The sequence below is a fragment of the Streptomyces globisporus genome (genome assembly GCF_003501885.1).
Taxonomy (GTDB): Bacteria; Actinomycetota; Actinomycetes; order Streptomycetales; family Streptomycetaceae; genus Streptomyces; species Streptomyces globisporus_D.
Genome location: NZ_QWFA01000026.1, coordinates 19,593 through 42,391, shown reverse-complemented (window position 1 = coordinate 42,391; position 22,799 = coordinate 19,593). Strand labels below are relative to the sequence as shown.

Sequence of the window (22,799 nt, the reverse complement as noted above, 5' to 3'; positions counted from 1 at the left end):
GGGGGGACCCTGTGGGAGAGTAGGACGCCGCCGAACAATCTTTCAAGGACCCCTGGTCCCAGCGTTCACGCTGGGACCAGGGGTCCTTTTGTTTTTCCCGAAGCGCGTCGGCTGGTCGGCTGCGCGAGAATGTCTGTGGTACCCGAAGACAGGAGTCACACCCATGTCCACCAACTCTCCCGACGACCGTCCGGAGCGCGAGCCGCGTCGCCGGGACGGCGGTGACAGGGGCGGTTACCGCGGTGGTCGTGACGACCGGTCCGGTTCCGGCGCACCTCGACGCGACAACGACCGTGGCGGCTTCCGCCGCGACGATCGGGATCGCGACCGCGACCGCGGCCCGCGCCGTGACGACAGCCGGCCGACCGGTGGCGGCTTCCGCCGTGACGACAACCGTGGCGGCGGTTCCGGCGGTGGGTTCCGTCGGGACGACAACCGGCCTTCCGGTGGCGGTTTCCGTCGTGACGACCGGGACCGGGATCGTGGGCCCCGTCGTGATGACGACCGTGGCGGGTACCGAGGCGACCGTCCCAGTGGTGGTTTCGACCGGCGGGACGACCGTCCGCGCGGCCCTCGCCGTGACGATGACCGGCCCTCCGGCGGCGGCTTCCGTCGCGACGACAATCGTGGCGGTGGCTCCGGCGGCGGTTTCCGTCGTGACGACAATCGTGGCGGTGGTTTCGACCGGCGGGATGACCGTCCGCGCGGCCCTCGCCGTGACGACGACCGGCCCTCCGGCGGCGGCTTCCGTCGCGACGACAACCGGCCTTCTGGTGGGTTCCGTCGTGACGACAACCGGGGCGGTGGCTCCGGCGGTGGGTTCCGTCGAGACGACAATCGTGGCGGTGGCTTCGATCGGCGGGATGACCGTCCGCGCGGCCCCCGTCGTGACGAAGACCGGCCCTCCGGCAGTGGCTTCCGTCGTGACGACCGCGACCGGGACCGGGATCGTGGGCCCCGTCGTGATGACGACCGTGGCGGGTACCGGGGGAGCCGTCCCAGTGGTGGTTTCGACCGGCGGGACGACCGTCCGCGCGGCCCCCGTCGCGACGATGACCGGCCCTCCGGCGGCGGCTTCCGTCGCGACGACCGCGACCGGGACCGGGGCGGTTCCGGCGGCGGCTTCCGTCGGGACGACAGCCGCGGTGGCGGCTTCCGTCGCGACGACAACCGTGGTGGCGGGTTCCGGCGCGACGACCGCGGTGGATACCGCGGTGGCCAGCGTGACGACCGGGACCGTGGTGGATTCCGCCGCGATGACCGTGACCGCGACCGCGAGCCGATCAAGCGGCTGCCGATTCCGGACGACGTCACGGGCGACGAGATCGACAAGGACGTCCGCCAGGAGCTCATGAGCCTGCCGAAGACCCTTGCCGAGGATGTCGCACGCAACCTCGTCATGGTCGCCCGGCTGATCGACGAGGACCCCGAGGAGGCGTACGCGTACTCCCGCATCGCCCTCCGGCTCGCGTCCCGCGTCGCCGCGGTCCGTGAGGCGGCCGGGTTCGCGGCGTACGCGACGCAGAAGTACGCCGAGGCGCTCGCCGAGTTCCGGGCGGCCCGGCGGATGACCGGGTCCGTGGAGCTGTGGCCCGTCATGGCGGACTGCGAGCGCGGGCTCGGGAGGCCCGAGCGGGCGATGGCCATGGCCGGCGAGCCCGAGGTGCAGAAGCTGGACAAGGCCGGGCAGGTCGAGATGCGGCTCGTGGCCGCCGGGGCCCGACGCGACATGGGCCAGATCGACGCCGCCATCGTGACGCTCCAGAGCCCCGAGCTGGCGTCCAGCTCCGTGCAGCCGTGGACCCCGCGTCTGCGGTACGCGTACGCGGACGCCCTGCTGGAGGCCGGGCGAGAGGACGAGGCCCGGGAGTGGTTCGGGAAGGCGCTGGAGGCCGACAAGGACGGTGCTACGGACGCGTCGGACCGGCTCGCCGAGCTGGACGGTGTGGAGTTCGTCGACGTCCTCGGTGACGACGAGGCGGACGCGGCCGATGAGGCCGCGCCTCGTGACGAGGACGGCCCCGCGGACGGTTCCACCAGGGACTGACAGCTGATGAGAAGAAGGGGCGGCACTCCGGTCGGAGTGCCGCCCCTTCTTTTTCTTCCGTCAGTGGGTGGTCAGTCGAGGGCGAGGCTCCGTATGACCAGGCCCGTGGCCGGCTTCGGGCCGAACGACGTCGACTTGCGGGGCATCGTCACGCCCTGCCGGGCCAGGTCCCGGACGACCTCTTCGCGTACGGGATGCATCAGGACCGCCGTGGCGTCGAGGCGTTCCGCCTGTTCGACGGCTGCCGCCGTGTCATGGATGTAGCCGATGTGCTCGGGTGCGTCCGGGATCCGCCACACCTCGTCGAGCAGCGCCGAGTGCAGGACCGTCGCGTCCAGGGTGCGCCAGGCGTCGGGGCGGTCCGCCCGGACGGTGCGGGCCAGCAGGGCCGGGTCGGGGCGGTCCACCAGGTGGAAGCCTCCGTCGCCGGCGAGGAGGAACGCGTTGCCGGCGGCCGCCGCCTCGGCCAGGGCGCCGAGGGCCCGGGGGAGCGGCCCTTCGACCTGCTGGACGCGGAAGTGGCCGGTGAGCGCCTTCAGGGCCCGGGAGACCGGCAGCCCGCGCAGGAGCCGGTGGATGGCGCGGACCTGGAGCGGGTGGCGGGCCGTGTCGACGAGGAGGACCAGGCCGTAGTCCCAGGGGCCCGGGGCGCTCTGTTCCTGCTGGAGCCGGAGGTAGGTGGCCCAGCGGTGGTGTCCGTCCGCGATGAGCGCCTGGTGCCGGGCGAGGTCCGTCTCGATCTCGCGCCGGTCCGACGCGTCCGTCACGGCCCACAACCGGTGCCGGAAGCCGTCCTCCGTCGTCGTGGCGAGCAGCGGTTCCCGCAGGACCGTGCGGTCGATCACCGCGCCCACCCCCGTCGGCGTACCCCCGTCGCCGCGGTACGTCAGCAGCAGCGGCTCCAGATGGGCCCCGGTGGTACGCATCAGCTCCGCGCGGTCCGCGACGACGTCGGCCATGACGCCCTCGTGGGGCAGCACGATGCCCTCGGCGGCGGGGGAGAGGGCCAGGGCGCCGATCAGGCCCCGCTGGAGGATCTCGTCGTTGCGCTGCTCGTAGACGTACAGCACCGGGTCCGGGTCCGGGGCGATGACCCCCTCGGCCAGCCAGCGGTCCAGCGTGTCGGCCGCCTGCCGGTGCCGGTCCCGGGCCGTGTCGGCCTGGGGGAGGATGAGGCGCACGATGTTGTGCGGATCCGCGGACTCCAGGTGGTGCAGCCCGTCCGGCCGGACGACCACGTCGTACGGGGGCGAGGTCACGGCGGCAAGGCTGCCGACCCGCTCGGGGACGTAACGCAGTCCGCGGAACGGGATCAGCCGCAGCCCCTGGTCGACGGGACCTGAAGTGTTCATCAGGGCATCGTATGTGTGTCTGGGGCATACGCGATGATCGGGGCAGACGCAGAGTGAAGAGGAGCGAGTCATATGAGCCACCAGCAGGACAGCGTTCGGCCGTCGGGGAGCGCCACGGCGCTGAGCGAGGCGTACGACACGGCTCTCCTCGACCTCGACGGGGTGGTGTACGCGGGCGGCGAGGCCATCGCCCACGCCGTGGACTCGCTGGCCGCCGCGCGGGCCGGGGGCATGCACCTCGCGTACGTCACCAACAACGCCCTGCGGACGCCGGACGCGGTGGCGGAGCATCTGACGGAGTTGGGTGTGCCCGCCGAACCCTCCGACGTGATCACCTCCGCCCAGGCCGTCGCCCGGCTGGTGGCCGACCAACTGCCGCCCGGGGCAAGGGTCCTGGCGATCGGCGGTGAAGGGCTGCGGGTCGCGTTGCGGGAGCGCGGTCTTGAGCCGGTGGAGTCGGCGGACGACGACCCGGCCGCCGTGGTCCAGGGGTACGGCGGGCCGGACATGACGTGGGGACGGTTCGCCGAGGCGAGCTACGCGATCCGGCGCGGGCTGCCGTGGTTCGCGTCCAACACCGACCTGACCATCCCGAGCGCCCGGGGCATCGCGCCCGGCAACGGGGCCGCGGTCGAGGTCGTACGGATCGCCACCGGGGCCGAGCCGCAGGTGGCGGGGAAGCCGCTGCCGCCGATGCACCGCGAGACCGTGCTGCGGACCGGGGCGAAGCGGCCGATCGTCGTCGGGGACCGGCTGGACACGGACATCGAGGGGGCGTTCAACGGGGGCGTGGACTCGCTGCTCGTGCTGACCGGGGTGACCGACGCGGCGCAGCTCCTCGCCGCCCCGCCGGAGCACCGGCCGACCTATGTCGACCGGGACCTGCGGGGCCTTCTGACCGGGCAGCCCGAGGTGACGTCGGACGGGGACGCGTACCGCTGCGGGGGATGGACGGCCGCTGTGCGCGGGGACGCGTTGGCCCTGGACGGGGAAGGCGACGCGATCGACGGGCTGCGGGCGCTCTGCGCGGCGGCCTGGGCGTTCGCCGGGGCGGGTGTGTGCGAGCTCGAGGCGGGGAAGGCCATCGCCGGGCTCCAGCTCTGAACCGCCCCCGGTGCCGTCCGACGCCCCTTGCCCGTGAGGGTGTTGGGCGTGCGGGGCGGCCACCGGGACCTGTGGCGCACAGAGGAAGATAGGTTAACCTAACCTGGTGCCGCTCGGTGGTCCGCCCGTGCCCCGCGCCGTACCGCTTCACCTCACCGACTCCGGGAGTACGACCATGCAGCGCCTCACCGCGGAATCGGTGACCCTCGGCTACGACCAGCGGGTCATCACCGAAAGCCTCTCGGTCGAGATTCCCGACAACTCCTTCACCGTGATCGTCGGGCCCAACGCCTGCGGCAAGTCGACGCTGCTGCGGGCCCTCGCCCGGATGCTGAAGCCGAGCCGGGGGCAGGTGCTGCTGGACGGGCAGACCATCCACCAGCTGCCCGCGAAGAAGGTCGCCCGGACGCTGGGGCTGCTGCCGCAGTCCTCCATAGCCCCCGACGGGATCACCGTCGCCGACCTCGTCGCCCGCGGCCGCTACCCCCACCAGGGGCTGCTGCGGCAGTGGTCGCCGGAGGACGAGCGGGTGGTGAACGAGTCGATGGAGTCCACCGGGGTGGCCGAGCTGGCCGAGCGCTATGTCGACGAGCTGTCCGGCGGTCAGCGTCAGCGGGTCTGGATCGCGATGGCGCTGGCCCAGCAGACGCCGCTGCTGCTGCTCGACGAGCCGACGACGTACCTGGACATCCAGCACCAGATCGACGTGCTGGACCTCTGCGCCGAACTGCACGAGACGCAGGGGCGCACCCTGGTCGCCGTGCTCCACGATCTGAACCACGCCGCGCGGTACGCCACGCATCTCATCGCGATGCGGGACGGGGCGATCGTCGCCGAGGGGGCTCCCTCGGACGTCGTCGACGCGGAGCTGGTGGAGCGGGTGTTCGGGATGCGGTGCCAGGTGATCGACGATCCGGAGACGGGGACGCCGCTCGTCGTGCCGGCCGCGCGCAAGGCGCGGAAGGTTGCCGCCTGAAAGGCTTTGTCCTCAATCGCCGGGCGGGCTTGATTACAGCAAGGACCTCAGTTTCAGCAGGTCCCTGAAGCCCGCTTCCAGGCGTACGCGGCCCGAGGCCCACGCCTTCGCGAAGTTCAGGTCGCCGTCCACCAGGGCCACCAGGTCGTCGCCCGTCATCGCGAGCCTGATCTCGGCCTTCTCCCCGGGCGGTCCCTCCACCGTGTCCGCCACCCGGATCCGGCCATCGGCCAGCCGGCCGGTGAACGTGATGTCGAGATCCTTGATGTGACAGCTCAGCGAGCGGTCGAGGGCAGCCGCGCTGCGCACGTCGCCCTCGGCGGCTGCGAGGTTGTCGGAAAGTCTGTCGAGTGCGCTGCGGCACTCCGCCATGGTCGCCATCGTGCTCGACGGTACACCGGCCGGTCGCGGTAGCGTTTCGGCATGAGTGACTGGACGCCCGAGGCGGGGACACCGCCCGTGAGCACGCCCGATGAGCCGGCGGGCGGGGAGTCGGACGCCGCGGCGCCCTCCTTCGAGCCCGCCGGGCCCGCGCCCCTCGGGGTCGTGCGCACCCCCACCGGCCACGCGGCGGTGGACGCCCGGCTGGAGCGGCTCGCCGACGCCGACCACCTCCCGGCGGACGGGCACATCGAGGTGTACGAGGATGTACACCGTGGGCTGCGGGCCGAGCTGACCTCGCTGGACGCCCGTCCGGCCGCCGTACCCGGTCCCGTACCCACGCCTTCGCAGCGCCCGCACGACACGCACCGCCCGCACGACACGCACCGCACGCACGACACGCGTCACGACAACAGGAGCTGAACCGAACGTGGCAGGAGTGGCACGTCGCCGCCTCGACGCCGAGCTGGTACGCCGCAAGCTCGCCCGCTCGCGCGAGCACGCGAGCCAGCTGATCGCCGCGGGGCGCGTCACCGTCGGCCGGACCACCGCGACCAAACCCGCCACCCAGGTCGAGACGGCCGCCGCGATCGTCGTCACCCAGGACGACGACGACCCGGACTACGTCTCGCGCGGCGGGCACAAGCTGGCCGGGGCGCTCGCCGCCTTCGTGCCGCTCGGGCTGACGGTGGAAGGGCGGCGGGCGCTGGATGCCGGGGCCTCCACCGGCGGGTTCACCGATGTGCTGCTGCGGGCCGGGGCCCGGCAGGTCGTCGCCGTGGACGTCGGCTACGGGCAGCTCGCCTGGTCGCTGCAGTCCGATGAACGGGTCGTCGTCAAGGACCGTACCAACGTACGGGAGTTGACCTTGGAGGACATCGACGGAGAGGCGGTCGACCTGGTGGTGGGGGATCTGTCCTTCATTCCGCTGGGCCTCGTGCTGCCCGCCCTCGCCCGCTGCGCCGCGCCCGACGCGGACCTGGTCCTCATGGTCAAGCCGCAGTTCGAGGTGGGCAAGGAGCGGCTCGGCAGCGGCGGAGTGGTGCGGAGCCCGGAGCTGCGCGCCGAAGCCGTACGGGAAGTGGCACGGCGGGCCTGGGAGCTCGGGCTCGGCGTCCGCGCGGTGACGGCCAGTCCGCTGCCCGGTCCTTCGGGCAACGTCGAGTACTTTCTGTGGCTGCGGGCCGGCGCACCCGAGCTGGATCCCGCGGATGTCGACCGTGCAGTGGCGGAGGGGCCCCGTTGACGACGAATGTGACGACCGATACGGCACGAACAGTCTTCCTTCTGGCGCACACCGGCCGCCCGGCCGCGATCCGCAGTGCGGAGCTCGTCGTGGAGGGGCTGCTGCGCAACGGTCTCGGTGTACGCGTCTCGGCGGCCGAGGCGGCCGATCTGCCGCTGCCGGACGCCGTGGAGACGGTCACCGACACCAGCCCCTCCGCCGTGGACGGCTGCGAGCTGCTGATCGTCCTCGGCGGGGACGGCACCCTGCTGCGCGGCGCGGAGTTCTCCCGCGCCTCCGGGGTGCCGATGCTCGGCGTCAACCTCGGACGCGTCGGCTTCCTCGCCGAGGCCGAGCGCGACGACCTCGACAAGGTGGTCTCCCGGGTCGTCACCCGCGACTACGAGGTCGAGGAACGCATGACGATCGACGTCCTCGTGCACAGCAACGGCGATGTCGTGCACAGCGACTGGGCGCTCAACGAGGCGGCGGTGCAGAAGGTGTCGCCCGAGCGGATGCTCGAAGTCGTCCTGGAGATCGACGGCCGTCCCGTCACCGGGTTCGGCTGCGACGGGATCGTCTGCGCGACTCCGACCGGTTCGACGGCGTACGCCTTCTCGGCGGGCGGGCCCGTCGTCTGGCCCGAGGTCGAGGCGCTGCTGATGGTCCCGATCAGCGCCCACGCGCTGTTCGCCAAGCCCCTGGTGACCTCGCCCACCTCCGTGCTCGCGGTCGAGGTCCAGCCGCACACCCCGCACGGGGTGCTGTGGTGCGACGGCCGGCGGACCGTGGAGCTGCCCGCCGGTGCCCGGGTCGAGGTGCGGCGCGGCGCGGTGCCCGTACGGCTGGCGCGGCTGCACCAGGCCTCGTTCACCGACCGTCTGGTGGCGAAGTTCGCACTGCCCGTCTCGGGGTGGCGGGGCGCGCCCCACTGACGGTCACCGGCAGGGCTCGTGGCCCCCGTCCTACCCGGGAGAGTGAATCCGGGAGCGGGGGCCGTCGCGCACCCGGCCCGGGACCTCGTAAGGTCATGTCCGTGTTGGAGGAGATGCGGATACGGTCGCTCGGAGTCATCGACGACGCGGTGGTGGAGCTGTCACCCGGTTTCACCGCGGTCACGGGTGAGACCGGCGCGGGCAAGACCATGGTCGTCACGAGCCTCGGGCTGCTGCTCGGCGGGCGCGCGGACCCCGCTCTCGTACGGGTCGGGGCCAAGGCCGCGGTCGTCGAGGGCCGGATCACCGTGTCCGAGGGCGACGCGGCGGCGCTGCGGGCCGAGGAGGCCGGGGCGGAACTCGACGACGGTGCGCTGCTCATCAGCCGTACCGTTTCGGCCGAAGGGCGCTCACGGGCCCACCTCGGCGGCAGATCCGTGCCGGTGGGGGTCCTGACCGAGCTGGCGGACGACCTCGTCGCCGTGCACGGCCAGACCGACCAGCAGGGCCTGCTCAAGCCCGCCCGGCAGCGGGGCGCGCTGGACCGGTACGCCGGGGACGGCGTGGAGGTCCCGCACGCCAAGTACGCGGCGGCCTACCGGCGGCTGCGCGCCGTCGCCACGGAGCTCGACGAGCTGACCACCCGGGCCCGGGAGCGGGCCCAGGAGGCGGATCTGCTGCGCTTCGGGCTGAACGAGGTCGCCGCCGTCGAGCCGATGCCGGGGGAGGACGTCGAGCTGGCCGCCGAGGCGGAGCGGCTCGGGCACGCCGAGGCCCTCGCCTCCGCCGCCTCCCTCGCGCACACCGCGCTGGCGGGGAATCCGGAGGACCCGGAGAGCGTCGACGCCACCACCGTGGTCGCCGCAGCCGGGCAGGCCCTGGACGGGGTCCGGGCCCACGACCCGGCGCTGGCCGCGCTGGCGGACCGGGTGGGGGAGATCTCGATCCTGCTCGCCGATGTCTCCGGCGAGCTGGCCGGGTACGCCGATCAGCTCGACGCCGACCCGGTGCGGCTGGCCGTCGTGGAGGAGCGCCGGGCCGCGCTGACCGCCCTGACCCGGAAGTACGGCGAGGACATCGCGGCCGTGCTGGCCTGGGCCCAGGAGGGTGCGGGCCGGCTCACCGAGCTGGAGGGCGACGACGAGCGGATCGGCGAGCTGACCGCCGAGCGCGATGCGCTGCGGGCCGAACTCTCCGTGCTCGGGCAGGCCTTGACCGACGCGCGTACGGAGGCCGCCGCCCGGTTCGCCGAGGCGGTGACCGAGGAGCTGGCCTCGCTCGCCATGCCGCACGCCCGGGTCTCCTTCGCCATCCGGCAGACCGAGGCGGCGGACGAGGCGTCCGGTATCGACATCGGCGGGCGGAGCGTCCTCTACGGCCCTTCGGGTGCCGACGAGGTGGAACTGCTCCTCGCCCCGCACCCGGGCGCCCAGCCCCGGCCGATCGCCAAGGGAGCGTCGGGCGGTGAGCTGTCCCGGGTGATGCTCGCGGTCGAGGTCGTCTTCGCGGGTTCCGACCCCGTACCCACGTATCTCTTCGACGAGGTCGACGCGGGCGTCGGCGGCAAGGCGGCCGTCGAGGTCGGCCGCCGGCTCGCCAAGCTCGCCAAGTCCGCGCAGGTGGTCGTGGTGACCCACCTGCCGCAGGTCGCGGCCTTCGCCGACCGGCAGCTGCTGGTCGAGAAGACCGTGGACGGTTCGGTGACCCGGAGCGGTGTCACCGTCCTGGAGGGCGAGGACCGGGTCCGGGAGCTGTCCCGGATGCTGGCGGGCCAGGAGGACTCCGAGACGGCCCGCGCCCACGCCGAGGAGCTGCTCGCCACGGCGCGCGCCGACGGGTGAGGGGCAGGGCGTGGTGCCGTCCGGCGCGGCCCGCTCCGGTGTAGCGCGCTCCGGTGATCGTGCGGGTGCGGGCGGGGAATCCCCCGCCTGCACCCCTCCGTCGCCGATGACGGCAACCCCGCGTCCCATCATTCACCCGTGATTCACCCGTGAGGGTGATGCGGTGTGGTCGGTTGTCGCCGTGGGTGCGGCAGCAACGTTACGGCGGTCCCGGAACGTGCGTACGGGCTGGCATCCTTGGCGCTGTACTCACCGCCGACTCCGGAGCCCCGGGGAGCCAATCAACGTGTCACAGCTGCGTACGGTCCAAGTCCTGGGCGGCGGCAGTGCGGGCAGCAGCGCGCACGTCGGTTCGCTGGCCGCCGGGCTGGTGGCGCGCGGGGTCCAGGTGACCGTCTGCGCACCGGCCGCCGTGGACCGCGCCTACGACTTCGCGGCGACCGGAGCCCGCTTCCTGCCGGTGCCCCGGCGCAGCGACCCGGCCGCCGTCGCCGCGTTGCGGGCCGCCTGCACGGGGGCGGACGTCGTCCACGCCCACGGACTCCACGCGGCAGCCCGCACCGCCCTCGCGCTGAGCGGACGCACCGCGCCCCTGGTGATGACCTGGCACACCCGGCGGTACGCGGAAGGCGCCCGCCGCCAGATCCTGCACCTCCTGGAACGGCGCGCCGCACGGGCGGCGGCCGTGGTCCTCGCCCCCTCCTCCGACCTGGTGGACCGGGCCCGGGAGCGGGGCGCCCGCGATGCCCGGCTCGCCCCCGCCGCCGTTCCGCCCGCCCACCTGGACGGAGTCGTCGACGAGGGCAAGGTGCGGGCCGAACTGGGGGCGGTGGACCGGCCGTTGCTGATGGCCGTCGGCAGCCTCGTGCCGCAGCACGGCTTCGGCACCCTGCTGGACGCGGCCCGCGCCTGGCGGGGGCTGGACCCCGTGCCGCTGCTCGTCATCGCGGGGGAGGGGCGCGATCGGGAGTCCCTGCAACGTCGGATCAGGGACGAGGAGTTGCCCGTCTCCCTCATCGGGTCGCGGGAAGGAGTGGGGGAGTTGGTCGCCGCCGCCGATCTGGCCCTGCTGCCGAGCCGGTGGGAGGGCCGCTCCCCGCTGGCGCAGGAGGCGCTGAGGTCCGGGGTGCCGCTGGTGGCCACCGCGGTCGGGGGTGTCCCCGAACTGGTCGGCGACGCTGCTGAGTTGGTGCCGTACGGTAACGCCGAGGCCCTCGCCCGTACGGTCGTCGGGCTGCTCGGGGACCCGGCGGCGCGGACCCGGCTCGCCGAGGCCGGGCGGGTGCAGGCGGCGGGCTGGCCCACCGAGGACGACACGATCGCCCATGTGCTCAGCGTCTACGACGAGTTGGCGCAGCCGCTGGCGACGGGGCGCGGCCGCTGAGCACGGTGCTGCTCCGTTTGGTGCGGCGGCGGGCCGGTTCTGTCAGCTCGTGCGGCGGTGGGCCGACGCCGTCACGTCGTGTGGCGCCGGGCCCGTAGCGCCAGGCTCAGCGCCAGCACCGTCTGCGGGTCGTCCAGGTCCGTGCCCAGCAGCTCGCCGATCCGGGCCAGCCGGTTGTAGAGGGTCTGGCGGTTGAGGTGCAGCTCGCGGGCGGTCTCCGCCTTGCGGCCCGCGTGCGCCAGATACGCCTGGAGCGTCGGCAGCAACGGCGGGCGCGAGGTGCGGTCGTGCTCGCGCAGCGGACCGATCGCCCGGTTCACGAACGCCGCCAGGTCCGGATGGTCCCGCAGCCGCCACAGCAGCAGATCGATGTCGAGCCGCCGGGCGTCGTACCAGGGCCGGTCGTCGAGGCCCTGCGCGGCCGTCGCCGTCTCCGACGCGTGCCGCAGCCCTGCGCCCGCCGCCGCCCAGCCGCCCGCGACGCCGACCACGACCACCGGCTGCTGCGACCCGGCCCGGTCGAGACCGGCCCGCTCCACGCCGGCCCTCAGCGCCGCCGCCACCCGGTCCGCGACCGCCGTCCGTTCGCCCTCCGACCGCAGCCCCAGCAGCAGCGGAACCCGCCCTTCCACGGGGCGTACACCGAGCAGCACCGGCACGCCGACCGAGGCCAGCTCCTCCAGGACCGCACGTGCCAGCAGCGCCCAGTTGCCCGACGGGGACAGCTCGGGGGCCAGCCGCATCACCACCGGCAGGAGCGGGGTGTCGCCGGGCCGGAAGCCGAGCACCCGGGCCTGGGCGGGGGCGTCCTCCGGGGCGATCCGGCCCTCCGCCAGGTCGGTCAGGAAGTCGCCCCGGCCCCGGGCCGCCAGCTCCTCCTCCTGCCGGGCCTGCATCAGCACGACCGCCAGGAGGCCCGCCGCGCGCTCCGCCGCCATCCGGTGCACGGTCGCCAGCGGCCCGGCCACCGCCAGCAGCACCAGCCGCGCCCGTACCGAACCGGTCTCGGGCCCGCCGCCGGGCACGTCCACCAGCAGCGCACCGGTCGGCGGGGACTCCCGGGCCGCCCGGTCGCCGCGCATGCCCTCCCAGACCTGGAGCGGGTCCGCGCCGACCGGGCCGGTCCCGGTGGACGCCGCGTACAGGAGCTGACCGTCGGGCGTCTCCAGGAAGACCGGGTTGGCGGTGAAGTCGGCGAGGATCCCGAGGACCTGCGGCACCCCGCCCCCGTCGAGCAGCGCCCGGGTGGCGCGCCGGTGCACCTCCTCCGCCTGCTGGAGCAGCGCGTAGTGCCCGTTGACGATCTCGGTGTGCACCTCCTCTGTCACCGCGACGAACGGCACCTCGCGGTGCAGCTGGACCAGCGGAAGACCGGCCGCGCGGGCGGCGTCCACGATCGAGGCGGGCAGCCGGCCGAAGCGCGGGCCCAGCTCCACCACCAGGGCCGCGATGCCCCGGTCGGCGAGGCGGCGGACGAAGGCGCGCTGTTCGGCTGGGCGGGCGCCCAGGCCGAGACCGGTCGTCAGGAGCAGCTCGCCGCCCTTGAGGAGGGAGGCGATGTTCGGGACCTCGCCCGCGTGCACCCAGCGCACCGTACGGTTCAGCCGGTCGGCGCCGGCCACCACCTCCGGGAGCCCGGCGCGCAGCCCCGGCAGCTCCAGCGCCCGCTGCACGGTGATTCCGCTGTGGCTCTCCACGTACCCGGCCCGCTTTCCCCTTGTTCCACGCCCGTACCCCGGGCGGTCGTCCTGATCAGGACGCTACCGCCCCGGGGCCCGGGGTGCGCATGGCAGGGGAGGCCCGGATGCCGTGGTCGGGCCGTCACCGCTCGCCCAGCAACCCCACCAACGCCCCCCGGCTGCGCCGCAACGCGTCGATCTGCTCGTCCATCGCCGCCAGCTCCCCGTCCAGGATCTCCCGCAGCTCCGCACACCAGTCGAACCCCTGCTGCTCGCCCCCGGCGCACGGCAGCACCTCACGGATCACCTCCGTCGACAGCCCGGCCCGCAGCAGCGTGCGGATCTTCGCCACGGTGAGGACGGCGTCGTCGTCGTAAGCGCGGTAGCCGTTCGTCCCGCGCCGGGCCGCCAGCAGCCCCTGCGCCTCGTAGTAGCGCAACGACCGTGCGCTGACGCCCGTCCGTCGCGACAACTCCCCGATCAGCATGGATCCCCGCCCTCGACGCTTGACCTTGACACCGGTGTCAAGCTCTAACGTCCCAGTCATGAACGAAGATTCCCCGCACATCGCGCACCTCGACGGCCGCCCGGCAACCACCGACGACCTGGGACCGCTCGCCTTCTCGGGCCATGCCCACTTCACCGCCGCACAGATCCGCGACGGGCGGATCCGGGGCCTGGACCTCCACCTGGAGCGGCTGCGGTTCGCGTCGGTGGAGCTGTTCGGCCGCGCCCTGCCCGACGACGTGGTCCGCGCCCACCTCCGTACGGCACTGCACGAGGGACCGGCCGACGTGTCCCTGACGGCCACGGTCTTCTCCACGGCAGGCGAGTTCGCCGCGGCCGACGGCGACCCGACCCTCCTGGTGCGGACCGGACCGCCGTCCTCCGGCCCCGCCGGACCGCTCGCCCTGGCAGCGGTGGAACACGAACGGTTCCTGCCGCACGTCAAGCACGTCGGCGAGGTGGCCAAGACGCACCTGCTCCGGCAGGCCGTCGCCGACGGCTTCGACGACGCCGCCTTCCTGGACCGGGAGGGCCGCTTCAGCGAGGCGACCATCTGGAACCTGGTGTTCTGGGACGGCGACACGGTGGTGTGGCCCGAGGCCCGGGTCCTGACCGGTACGACGCTGGGCATCGTCCGCAGACAACTGGAGGCGCTCGGCATCGGCCAGCGGGTCGCCCCGGTCACCCCCGCCGACCTGCCCGCCCTCGCCGGAGCGGCCGTCATGAACTCCTGGACCCCCGGCATTCCCGTCCACCGCATCGGTCCCACCGAACTGCCCGCCGCGCCGCACTTCCTTCAGACGCTCCACCGGGCGTACACAGCCGAACCGCCCACCGCGCCCTGACGAGCGCGATGGGCGGTCCGGTGACGCCTCAGCCCACGTACGCGCCGCTCGCCGTCAGCCGCAGGGCCGTGTCGATCAGCGGGACGTGGCTGAACGCCTGCGGGAAGTTCCCCACCTGGCGCTGGAGGTTCGAGTCCCACTCCTCGGCCAGCAGGCCCAGGTCGTTGCGGAGCGACAGCAGCTTCTCGAACAGCTGGCGCGCCTCGTCGACCCTGCCGATCATCGCGAGGTCGTCCGCCATCCAGAACGAGCAGGCCAGGAACGCGCCCTCGTCGCCCTCCAGACCGTCGACGCCCGCGTCCTCGCCCTCGGTGGGGTAGCGCAGGATGAAGCCGTCCTCCGTGGACAGCTCCCGCTGGATCGCCTCGATGGTGCCGATGACCCGCTTGTCGTCCGGGGGCAGGAAGCCCATCTGCGGGATGAGCAGCAGGGAGGCGTCCAGCTCCTTCGACCCGTAGGACTGGGTGAAGGTGTTCCGCTCCTTGTCGTAGCCGCGCTCGCAGACGTCCCGGTGGATGTCGTCGCGGAGCTCGTACCACCGCTCCAGCGGGCCCTCGACGTCACCGGACTCGACCAGCTTGATCGTCCGGTCGACCGCGACCCACGCCATCACCTTCGAGTGCACGAAGTGGCGGCGCGGCCCACGCACCTCCCAGATGCCCTCGTCGGGCTCCTCCCAGTGCTTCTCCAGATACTCGATCAGCTTCAGCTGGAGGCCCATGGCGTAGTCGTTGCGGGTCAGACCCGTCATGTGCGCCAGGTGCAGCGCCTCGGTGACCTCGCCGTACACGTCCAGCTGGAGCTGGTTCGCGGCGCCGTTGCCGACGCGGACCGGGGTGGAGTTCTCGTAACCGGGCAGCCAGTCCAGCTCCGCCTCGCCGAGCTCGCGCTCACCGGCGATGCCGTACATGATCTGGAGGTTCTCCGGGTCGCCCGCCACCGCCCGCAGCAGCCATTCACGCCAGGCGCGGGCCTCTTCCCGGTAGCCGGTGCGCAGCAGCGAGGAGAGGGTGATCGCGGCGTCCCGCAGCCAGGTGTAGCGGTAGTCCCAGTTCCGTACGCCCCCGATCTCCTCGGGCAGCGACGTCGTCGGCGCGGCGACGATGCCGCCGGTCGGGGCGTAGGTGAGGGCCTTGAGCGTGATCAGGGAGCGGACAACCGCCTCCCGGTAGGGCCCGTGGTACGTGCACTGCTCGACCCATTCGCGCCAGAAGTTCTCCGTCGCCTCCAGCGAGTTCTCCGGCTCGGGGAGCGCGGGCGGCTCGTGGTGCGAGGGCTGCCAGCTGATCGTGAACGCCACCCGGTCGCCGGGGCCCACCGTGAAGTCGGAGTACGTGGTCAGATTCTGGCCATACGTTTCCGCTTCGGTGTCCAACCAGACCGAGTCGGGCCCTGCGACCGCGACCGTACGGTTGTCCACCTTGTGAACCCACGGTGTCACCCGGCCGTAGCTGAACCGCATCCGCAGTTCCGAGCGCATCGGCACCCGGCCGCTGACACCCTCCACGATCCGGATGAGCTGGGGTGCTCCGTCACGCGGGGGCATGAAATCGGTCACCCGCACGGTGCCGCGCGGTGTGTCCCACTCCGATTCCAGGATGAGGGAGTCACCGCGGTAGCGCCGCCGGTCGGCGGAGGCCGGTTCCGTTCCCTCCGCTCTCGCGGGGCCCAGGCGCCAGAAGCCGTGCTCCTCGGTGCCCAGCAACCCCGCGAAGACGGCGTGCGAGTCGAAGCGGGGGAGGCACAGCCAGTCCGCTGTGCCGTCCCGGCAGACCAGGGCTGCGGTCTGCATGTCTCCGATGAGTGCGTAATCCTCGATGCGCCCGGCCACGTGCGTCTCCAGTCGAACGGCCATGTCGCCCCGTCAAAGGGCGCTTACTGCGGGTCAAGGGGGTCGTAGGGTCTTTCACCCGGGAAGATCCGACGAGTTCCTGTACCGGTGGGCGGCCTGGGTGGTGCCGCCGCCCGGCCGTCTCGGCAGCGAGTGTTTGAGCAGGATACGACGCACCACGAAGATCCGCGCGACGGTGCCCGCAAGATCTCTGAGCTGATCGGGTGGGACGTGAAATGCCTGAGGTGATGGTGTGACGCCCTTGTGCAGGGTGTGGCCGGAAGCAGCCTCCCCCCGTCGCTGTTACCCTGGTAGCCCGTGGACGGTGGTCGTCTCTGACAGCGGACGAGGCCCCCGAACCGCAGCGACGGCACCCCCGGAATCCCCGGTTCGGCTGCCGTTCGCACCTCAGAATCGCGACCACGGGAGCCCCCTTTGGCTATGCAGCCCACATCCACGACGACCAAGCACATCTTCGTCACCGGGGGTGTCGCCTCCTCCCTCGGCAAGGGTCTGACTGCCTCCAGCCTGGGTGCCCTGCTCAAGGCACGGGGCCTGCGGGTCACCATGCAGAAGCTCGACCCCTACCTCAACGTCGACCCCGGCACGATGAACCCGTTCCAGCACGGTGAGGTGTTCGTCACCAACGACGGCGCCGAGACCGACCTGGACATCGGCCACTACGAGCGCTTCCTCGACGTCGACCTCGACGGCTCCGCCAACGTGACGACCGGCCAGGTCTACTCCCAGGTCATCGCCAAGGAGCGGCGCGGCGAGTACCTGGGCGACACCGTCCAGGTCATCCCGCACATCACCAACGAGATCAAGCACCGCATCCGCCGCATGGCCACCGACGACGTCGACGTCGTCATCACCGAGGTCGGCGGCACGGTCGGCGACATCGAGTCGCTGCCGTTCCTGGAGACCGTCCGCCAGGTCCGCCACGAGGTCGGCCGGGACAACGTCTTCGTCGTGCACATCTCGCTGCTGCCCTACATCGGCCCCTCCGGCGAGCTGAAGACCAAGCCCACCCAGCACTCGGTCGCCGCCCTGCGCAACATCGGCATCCAGCCGGACGCCATCGTGCTGCGCGCCGACCGCGAGGTCCCCACCGCCATCAAGCGCAAGATCTCGCTGATGTGCGACGTCGACGAGGCCGCCGTGGTCGCCGCCATCGACGCCAAGTCGATCTACGACATCCCCAAGGTCCTGCACACCGAGGGCCTGGACGCCTACGTCGTGCGCAAGCTCGACCTGCCGTTCCGCGACGTCGACTGGACGACCTGGGACGACCTGCTGGACCGGGTCCACAACCCCGACCACGAGGTCACCGTCGCCCTGGTCGGCAAGTACATCGACCTGCCCGACGCCTACCTCTCGGTCACCGAGGCGATCCGCGCCGGCGGCTTCGCCAACAAGGCCCGGGTCAAGGTCAAGTGGGTCACCTCCGACGACTGCCGCACCGCCGCCGGAGCGGCCGAGCACCTCGGTGACGTGGACGCGATCTGCATCCCGGGCGGTTTCGGCGAGCGCGGGGTCGACGGCAAGGTCGGAGCCATCCGCTTCGCCCGTGAGAACAAGGTCCCGCTGCTCGGGCTCTGCCTCGGCCTCCAGTGCATCGTGATCGAGGCGGCGCGCAACCTGGCCGAGATCCCCGACGCCAACTCCACCGAGTTCGACGCCGCCACCTCCCACCCCGTCATCTCGACGATGGAGGAGCAGCTCGCCTACGTCGAGGGCGCGGGCGACCTCGGCGGCACCATGCGGCTCGGCCTCTACCCGGCCAAGCTCGCCGAGGGCTCCGTGGTGCGCGAGGCGTACGCGGGCGAGCCGTACGTCGAGGAGCGCCACCGCCACCGCTACGAGGTCAACAACGGCTACCGCGCCGAGCTGGAGAAGAAGGCCGGACTGGTCTTCTCCGGCACCTCCCCGGACAACAAGCTCGTCGAGTACGTCGAGTACCCGCGCGAGGTGCACCCCTACCTGGTCGCCACCCAGGCGCACCCGGAGCTGCGCTCGCGCCCGACCCGCCCGCACCCGCTCTTCGCGGGTCTGGTGAAGGCCGCCGTCGCGCGCAAGACCGGCGCGGCCGAGTAGTCCCGAGGCATTACGGTTGACCGGGGTACGGATCCTTGACGGATGCGTGCCCCGGTTTCTCGTTTTGTACGTGGTACGTGGGAGGACGCAGTGGGTATCCAGGACACGCCCGAGGAGTGGCAGGTCACCGCGACGGTGACTCCCTTCACCGGCAACAAGACCAGCGTCCGCACCGACCAGGTGGTGATGCCCGACGGTTCCGTCCACGGCCGTGACTACCAGGTCCACCCGGGCTCCGTCGCCGTCCTCGCGATCGACGACGAGGACCGGGTCATCGTGCTGCGCCAGTACCGCCACCCGGTACGCCACCGGCTGTGGGAGATCCCGGCCGGTCTGCTCGACATCCCCGGCGAGAACCCCCTGCACGCCGCCCAGCGCGAGCTGTACGAGGAGGCGCACGTCAAGGCCGAGGACTGGCGGGTGCTGACCGACGTCTACACCACGCCCGGCGGCTGCGACGAGGCCGTGCGGATCTTCCTGGCCCGCGACCTCTCCGAGGCGGAGGGCGAGCGGTACGCGGTCGCGGAGGAAGAGGCCGACATGGAGCAGGCCCGGGTGCCGCTGGACGAGCTGGTCCGCTCGGTCATCGCCGGGGACCTGCACAACAACTGCCTGGTCGTCGGGGTGCTCGCGCTCACCGCCGTCCGCGCGGGCGACGGCGTCGACTCACTGCGCCCCGCCGAAGCGCCGTGGCCGGCCCGGCCCTTCGAGGCCTGACGGCCCGTCCGGTCCCGCCCGCCCCTGATCGGTCATACGAGATGCTGATCCGATCGGGGGATATCGGGGGAGGTCCCGCCTCGCTCCGCAGGGATCGTCCCCGCCGCTGAACTACGCTCGAACCGCGCCCGACCGGAGTTCCGGCGGGCATCGCGTGCAGCGAAGTGGAGCGTGGCTCGTGACCGATCAGGCGGTGGACACCAGCGGTCCGGCGAAGGCCCCGGGGGCCGAGGAGCCGTCCGGCGCCGCCCCACCCCGATTCTTCGGCCGCGAACGGGAGTTGAAGGATCTGCGGGCGGACATCGAGCGCGCGGGACTGGACACCCTGGCCGGCCGCAAGGCCCCCCGCGCCCGGGTCCTGCTCATCGCCGGCCGCCCCGGCTCCGGCCGCAGCGCACTCGCCGAGGAGCTGGCCGGGGCGCTCACCGGAACCGACGCCGCCGGGGCAGCCCGGGCCGCCACGGGCACCCTGCCCTGGGCCGTCGCCGGTACGGGCTCCGGCGACTACCCCGACGGGGTGCTCCGGGTCGGCCTCACCGACCCCGACGGCGAGAGGGTCCCCACCGAACGCACCGCCGGCGAGATCCTCGGCCTCCTCCGGATCGCGGTCCCGCCCGGCGCCGACCAGGACGAGCTGTCCGAGCTGGTCCGGGGGGCCCTGGCCGGGCGCCGCCTCGTCCTGGTCCTCGACGACGCGGCCGATGCCGAACAGGTCGACCCGCTGCTCCCGGAGAACCCCGACTGCCTGGTCCTCGCCACCGCGACCGGGCCGCTGACCGGCATCCCCGACGTACGGCCCTGCACCCTCGGCGGACTGGAGAAGGGCGCGGCGGTGCGGCTGCTCGCCCGCGCCATCGGCCAGGTCCGCATCACCGTCGACCCCCGCACCGCGGAGCGGCTGGCCGAGGAGTGCGGGGGACAGCCCGCGGCGCTCGCCCTGATGGGCGGCCTGCTCGCCGCCCACCCCATGACCTCGGTCGCCGATGTCGCGGGGCAGTTGCACGAGCTGCCCGACCCCGATGAGCAGCAGCCCGTCGGCGCCCGCCCGCTGGCCCGCGCCTTCCGTCTCGTCCATGACTCCCTGCCGCAGGCCGCCGCCCGGATACTGCGCCTGCTGGCCCTCGCCCCCGCCGGACTCGCCGACGCCCACACCGCCTCCGCGCTGGCCGGCTGCTCGGTCTCCGCCGCCCGCGCCACCCTCGACGACTTCGTGAAGCTCGGGCTGCTGCGGACGGACGATGCGGCCCACCACCAGTACGCGGTGCCCGGCTGCCTCGCCCCGATGCTGCGGGCCCTTCTGGAGGACCGGGACCGCCCGGCCGAGATCCAGCTCGCCCGAGCCCGGATGCTGGAGCGGACCGTGCGCCGGCTCCAGGCCTGCCGTGCGATCACCGAGCCCGAGGGGTCCACTGCCCGCGGCAAGGTCGCCGGACTGCCCCGCTCGCTGCGCTTCCCGAACGCCGAGGAGGCCGGCGCCTGGCTGCGGGGCCGCCAGCCCGCCCTGCTCGCCTCGGCCCGGCTCGCCGTGGCCGACGGTGAGCTGGACACCCTGGCGCGACGGCTGGTGGCGGCCCTGGTGCGGGCGCTGGCCGCGCACCGGGGGACGGAGGAGGCCGCCCCCGAGCTGTACGGGCTGCACGGTCTCGTGCTGGACGTGGCGCTCCGCCGCGAGCTCCCCCGCGAACAGGCGGCCGCCCTGCTGAACCTCGCCGACCTGGACGCCCGCACCGGCCGCACCCGGGAGGCGCTGACCCGCTACCGGGCCGCGCTGGACGCCGGAAAGGCCGCGAAGGACCTGTACGCCACCGGCCGCGCCATGGAATCCGTAGGGGGCGCGTACGAGGAGCTGGGGGACTACCACCGGGCCGCCGACTGGTACGGCCGGGCGCTCTCCCAGCGGCTCACCCAGGGGGAGCGGGCCGACGAGGCCCGGCTCTACGGACGGCTCGGTGCGGTACACACGTACGCCGGGCGCTACGGCGAGGCGCTGCGGAACTGGCGCGCCGCCGCCTCCGGTCACCGCAGGCTCGGCGACCCGGCGGCCCAGGCGCGCTCGCTCAGTGAGGCCGCTCGGGTCCAGGAGTACGCGGGCCGGCCGCACGACTCGCTCCAGACCTGCCGGGAGGCCGTCGAGCTGGCCCGGCGCGCCGGTGACGTGCGGCTTCAGGCCGCGCTCCAGCTGCGGCTGGCGGACACGCTGGACCGGCTCGGGGATCCCGCGGCGGCCCGGTTGCACCGGGGCGCAGCCGATAGATTGCTGGGCGAGGAGGCCTCAGCCTACGAAATCCGTAGTGCTTCGACAGAAAATTAAGGCTTTGTAAGGCTAGACAGCGCGAAGTCCTTCATTAGACTGGCTCTGCCGCGTTCCTCCGTGGCGTCTCCATTTATGCTGTATATGTCCGGGTGTGCACCGTTGTGCCCGGATGACCCTCCGAGCCAAGGACCGTGATCGACGTGAAGGTCGGCATCCCCCGCGAAGTCAAGAACAACGAGTTCCGGGTGGCGATCACCCCCGCCGGAGTGCATGAGCTCGTCCGCCACGGCCACCAGGTCGTCATCGAGCACGACGCCGGCGTCGGCTCGTCCATCCCCGACGCCGAGTACGTCGCCGCCGGTGCACAGATCCTGGCCACCGCCGACGAGGTCTGGGCCGCCGCCGACCTGCTGCTCAAGGTCAAGGAGCCGGTTGCCGAGGAGTACCACCGCCTCCGCAAGGACCAGACGCTCTTCACCTACCTGCACCTCGCCGCCTCCCGCGAGTGCACCGACGCGCTGCTGGCCTCCGGCACCACCGCCATCGCCTACGAGACGGTCGAGACCGCCAACCGCGCGCTCCCGCTGCTCGCCCCGATGTCCGAGGTCGCGGGCCGCCTCGCCCCGCAGGTCGGTGCGTACCACCTGATGCGCTCGGTGGGCGGCCGCGGCGTGCTCCCCGGCGGTGTCCCCGGCACCCACGCCGGCGAGGCCGTCGTCATCGGCGGCGGTGTCTCCGGCTGGAACGCCACCCAGATCGCCGTGGGCCTCGGCTTCCACGTCACGCTGCTCGACCGCGACATCAACAAGCTCCGCGAGGCCGACAAGATCTTCGGCACCAAGGTGAAGACCGTCGTCTCCAACGCCTTCGAGCTGGAGAAGGCCGTCGTCGAGGCCGACCTCGTCATCGGCGCCGTACTGATCCCCGGAGCCAAGGCCCCGAAGCTGGTCACCAACGAGCTCGTCGCCAAGATGAAGCCCGGAAGTGTACTTGTCGACATTGCAATCGATCAGGGCGGCTGCTTCGAGGACTCGCGTCCGACGACCCACGCGGAGCCGACCTTCCTGGTCCACGACTCGGTCTTCTACTGCGTCGCCAACATGCCCGGCGCGGTCCCGAACACCTCCACGTACGCGCTCACCAACGCGACGCTTCCCTACATCGTGGAGCTCGCCAACCGTGGCTGGGTCGACGCCCTGCGCCGTGACGCCGCGCTGGCCAAGGGCCTCAACACCCATGAGGGACAGGTGGTTTACCGTGAGGTGGCCGAGGCGCACGGTCTCCCGCACGTCGAGCTGAGCACGCTCCTCGGCTGACGGGTCAACTCTCCTCGTCAACATCGGGACTCCGGCCGGACCTTGCCGCGCAAGGTCCGGCCGGACGCGTATCGGGCCCTGTGGGGCCCTTGCGCAACTCGCGCCGAACGTAACCCTTTACCCGTTTCGCGCAGCGGTGAAATGTGCGGCTTGGTCGCTGTGCACCCTTGACAGCGAGGCGTTCGATTGCCGACACATCGGGCCGGGTCCGGCGGATTGTGTTGCTGCGGACCGGTGACACGCCATAGAGTCGCCAATCGTCGGCATGGTGCCACGCTGACCTATCGATAAGTTTCCTGGTCACATCC

19 protein-coding genes are annotated in these 22,799 nt (G+C 72.7%); 14 read left to right on the top strand and 5 right to left on the bottom strand.

Annotation, left to right across the window (positions count from 1 at the left end; genetic code table 11):
• The first annotated feature begins 248 nt into the window (after positions 1-248).
• A complete protein-coding gene (locus D3105_RS35715; RefSeq protein WP_165890973.1) occupies positions 249-1,355 on the top strand; it encodes a hypothetical protein in 1,107 nt (368 codons plus the stop codon).
• Complete coding sequence (locus D3105_RS35710; protein WP_206272668.1) at positions 1,352-2,047, top strand: tetratricopeptide repeat protein; 696 nt, start codon at positions 1,352-1,354, stop codon at positions 2,045-2,047. The genes D3105_RS35715 and D3105_RS35710 overlap by 4 nt, the downstream gene beginning before the upstream one ends.
• 71 nt (positions 2,048-2,118) lie before the next feature.
• Here D3105_RS35710 and D3105_RS06905 read toward each other — a convergent pair whose 3' ends face one another.
• A complete protein-coding gene (locus tag D3105_RS06905) occupies positions 2,119-3,399 on the bottom strand; it encodes a DUF1015 family protein (protein WP_118901003.1) in 1,281 nt (426 codons plus the stop codon).
• 72 nt (positions 3,400-3,471) lie between these two features.
• Here D3105_RS06905 and D3105_RS06900 point away from each other — a divergent pair, with 72 nt between their 5' ends.
• Positions 3,472-4,503 carry an HAD-IIA family hydrolase gene (locus D3105_RS06900; RefSeq protein ID WP_118901001.1) on the top strand — a complete coding sequence of 344 codons (1,032 nt, stop codon included), beginning with the start codon at positions 3,472-3,474 and terminating at the stop codon, positions 4,501-4,503.
• A gap of 175 nt (positions 4,504-4,678) precedes the next feature.
• Entirely contained in the window at positions 4,679-5,479 is an 801-nt protein-coding gene (locus tag D3105_RS06895) for an ABC transporter ATP-binding protein (protein WP_118900999.1), read from the top strand.
• A 33-nt stretch (positions 5,480-5,512) separates the two neighbouring features.
• On the opposite strand, the gene D3105_RS06890 is transcribed toward D3105_RS06895, so the two are convergent.
• Positions 5,513-5,860: an SCP2 sterol-binding domain-containing protein gene (locus tag D3105_RS06890; protein WP_118900997.1), complete on the bottom strand. Its 348-nt coding sequence runs from the start codon at positions 5,858-5,860 to the stop codon at positions 5,513-5,515.
• 42 nt (positions 5,861-5,902) lie between these two features.
• Here D3105_RS06890 and D3105_RS06885 point away from each other — a divergent pair, with 42 nt between their 5' ends.
• The 5 genes from D3105_RS06885 to D3105_RS06865 all read left to right on the top strand — a co-directional run bounded on the left by D3105_RS06885 (position 5,903) and on the right by D3105_RS06865 (position 11,245).
• Entirely contained in the window at positions 5,903-6,283 is a 381-nt protein-coding gene (locus D3105_RS06885) for a hypothetical protein (protein WP_118900995.1), read from the top strand.
• Between the two features lie 7 nt (positions 6,284-6,290).
• Entirely contained in the window at positions 6,291-7,106 is an 816-nt protein-coding gene (locus D3105_RS06880; protein ID WP_118900993.1) for a TlyA family RNA methyltransferase, read from the top strand.
• Between the two features lie 8 nt (positions 7,107-7,114).
• The gene (locus tag D3105_RS06875) at positions 7,115-8,020 is read left to right on the top strand and encodes an NAD kinase (RefSeq protein ID WP_118900991.1); all 906 of its coding nucleotides are present in this window, start codon (positions 7,115-7,117) and stop codon (positions 8,018-8,020) included.
• A 95-nt stretch (positions 8,021-8,115) separates the two neighbouring features.
• Positions 8,116-9,861 (top strand): DNA repair protein RecN, encoded by a 1,746-nt coding sequence (gene recN, locus D3105_RS06870; RefSeq protein WP_118900989.1) that lies wholly within the window; start codon positions 8,116-8,118, stop codon positions 9,859-9,861.
• A gap of 286 nt (positions 9,862-10,147) precedes the next feature.
• Positions 10,148-11,245, top strand: a complete 1,098-nt coding sequence (locus D3105_RS06865) for a glycosyltransferase family 4 protein (protein WP_118900987.1) — start codon at positions 10,148-10,150, stop codon at positions 11,243-11,245.
• Positions 11,246-11,316: 71 nt separating this feature from the next.
• Here the strand turns inward: D3105_RS06865 and D3105_RS06860 are convergent, their stop codons facing one another.
• Positions 11,317-12,942 carry a PucR family transcriptional regulator gene (locus D3105_RS06860; RefSeq protein WP_118900985.1) on the bottom strand — a complete coding sequence of 542 codons (1,626 nt, stop codon included), beginning with the start codon at positions 12,940-12,942 and terminating at the stop codon, positions 11,317-11,319.
• Between the two features lie 124 nt (positions 12,943-13,066).
• Positions 13,067-13,411: a MerR family transcriptional regulator gene (locus D3105_RS06855; RefSeq protein WP_118901009.1), complete on the bottom strand. Its 345-nt coding sequence runs from the start codon at positions 13,409-13,411 to the stop codon at positions 13,067-13,069.
• Between the two features lie 58 nt (positions 13,412-13,469).
• On the opposite strand from D3105_RS06855, the gene D3105_RS06850 reads away from it, so the two are divergent.
• A complete protein-coding gene (locus D3105_RS06850; protein WP_118900982.1) occupies positions 13,470-14,276 on the top strand; it encodes an aminotransferase class IV family protein in 807 nt (268 codons plus the stop codon).
• Positions 14,277-14,304: 28 nt separating this feature from the next.
• On the opposite strand, the gene D3105_RS06845 is transcribed toward D3105_RS06850, so the two are convergent.
• Entirely contained in the window at positions 14,305-16,131 is a 1,827-nt protein-coding gene (locus tag D3105_RS06845) for a glycoside hydrolase family 15 protein (protein WP_006123525.1), read from the bottom strand.
• Positions 16,132-16,548: 417 nt separating this feature from the next.
• On the opposite strand from D3105_RS06845, the gene D3105_RS06840 reads away from it, so the two are divergent.
• The 4 genes from D3105_RS06840 (at position 16,549) to ald (ending at position 22,491) form a co-directional block, all read left to right on the top strand.
• A complete protein-coding gene (locus tag D3105_RS06840) occupies positions 16,549-18,204 on the top strand; it encodes a CTP synthase (protein WP_093441571.1) in 1,656 nt (551 codons plus the stop codon).
• A 90-nt stretch (positions 18,205-18,294) separates the two neighbouring features.
• A complete protein-coding gene (locus D3105_RS06835; protein ID WP_118900980.1) occupies positions 18,295-18,921 on the top strand; it encodes an NUDIX domain-containing protein in 627 nt (208 codons plus the stop codon).
• A gap of 178 nt (positions 18,922-19,099) precedes the next feature.
• Complete coding sequence (locus tag D3105_RS06830) at positions 19,100-21,232, top strand: ATP-binding protein (RefSeq protein WP_118900978.1); 2,133 nt, start codon at positions 19,100-19,102, stop codon at positions 21,230-21,232.
• 143 nt (positions 21,233-21,375) lie between these two features.
• Positions 21,376-22,491, top strand: coding sequence for an alanine dehydrogenase (gene ald / locus D3105_RS06825; protein ID WP_118901007.1), 1,116 nt, complete (start codon positions 21,376-21,378; stop codon positions 22,489-22,491).
• Positions 22,492-22,799 lie beyond the last annotated feature (308 nt).

Coding starts and splice junctions, on each gene's coding strand:
- recN (WP_118900989.1), top strand. CDS start 8,116: ATGTCCGTGTTGGAGGAGATGCGGATACGGTCGCTCGGAGTCATCGAC.
- D3105_RS06885 (WP_118900995.1), top strand. CDS start 5,903: ATGAGTGACTGGACGCCCGAGGCGGGGACACCGCCCGTGAGCACGCCC.
- D3105_RS06895 (WP_118900999.1), top strand. CDS start 4,679: ATGCAGCGCCTCACCGCGGAATCGGTGACCCTCGGCTACGACCAGCGG.
- D3105_RS06840 (WP_093441571.1), top strand. CDS start 16,549: ATGCAGCCCACATCCACGACGACCAAGCACATCTTCGTCACCGGGGGT.
- D3105_RS06905 (WP_118901003.1), bottom strand. CDS start 3,399: ATGAACACTTCAGGTCCCGTCGACCAGGGGCTGCGGCTGATCCCGTTC.
- D3105_RS06850 (WP_118900982.1), top strand. CDS start 13,470: ATGAACGAAGATTCCCCGCACATCGCGCACCTCGACGGCCGCCCGGCA.
- D3105_RS06845 (WP_006123525.1), bottom strand. CDS start 16,131: ATGGCCGTTCGACTGGAGACGCACGTGGCCGGGCGCATCGAGGATTAC.
- D3105_RS06890 (WP_118900997.1), bottom strand. CDS start 5,860: ATGGCGACCATGGCGGAGTGCCGCAGCGCACTCGACAGACTTTCCGAC.
- D3105_RS06900 (WP_118901001.1), top strand. CDS start 3,472: ATGAGCCACCAGCAGGACAGCGTTCGGCCGTCGGGGAGCGCCACGGCG.
- D3105_RS35710 (WP_206272668.1), top strand. CDS start 1,352: ATGAGCCTGCCGAAGACCCTTGCCGAGGATGTCGCACGCAACCTCGTC.
- D3105_RS06855 (WP_118901009.1), bottom strand. CDS start 13,411: ATGCTGATCGGGGAGTTGTCGCGACGGACGGGCGTCAGCGCACGGTCG.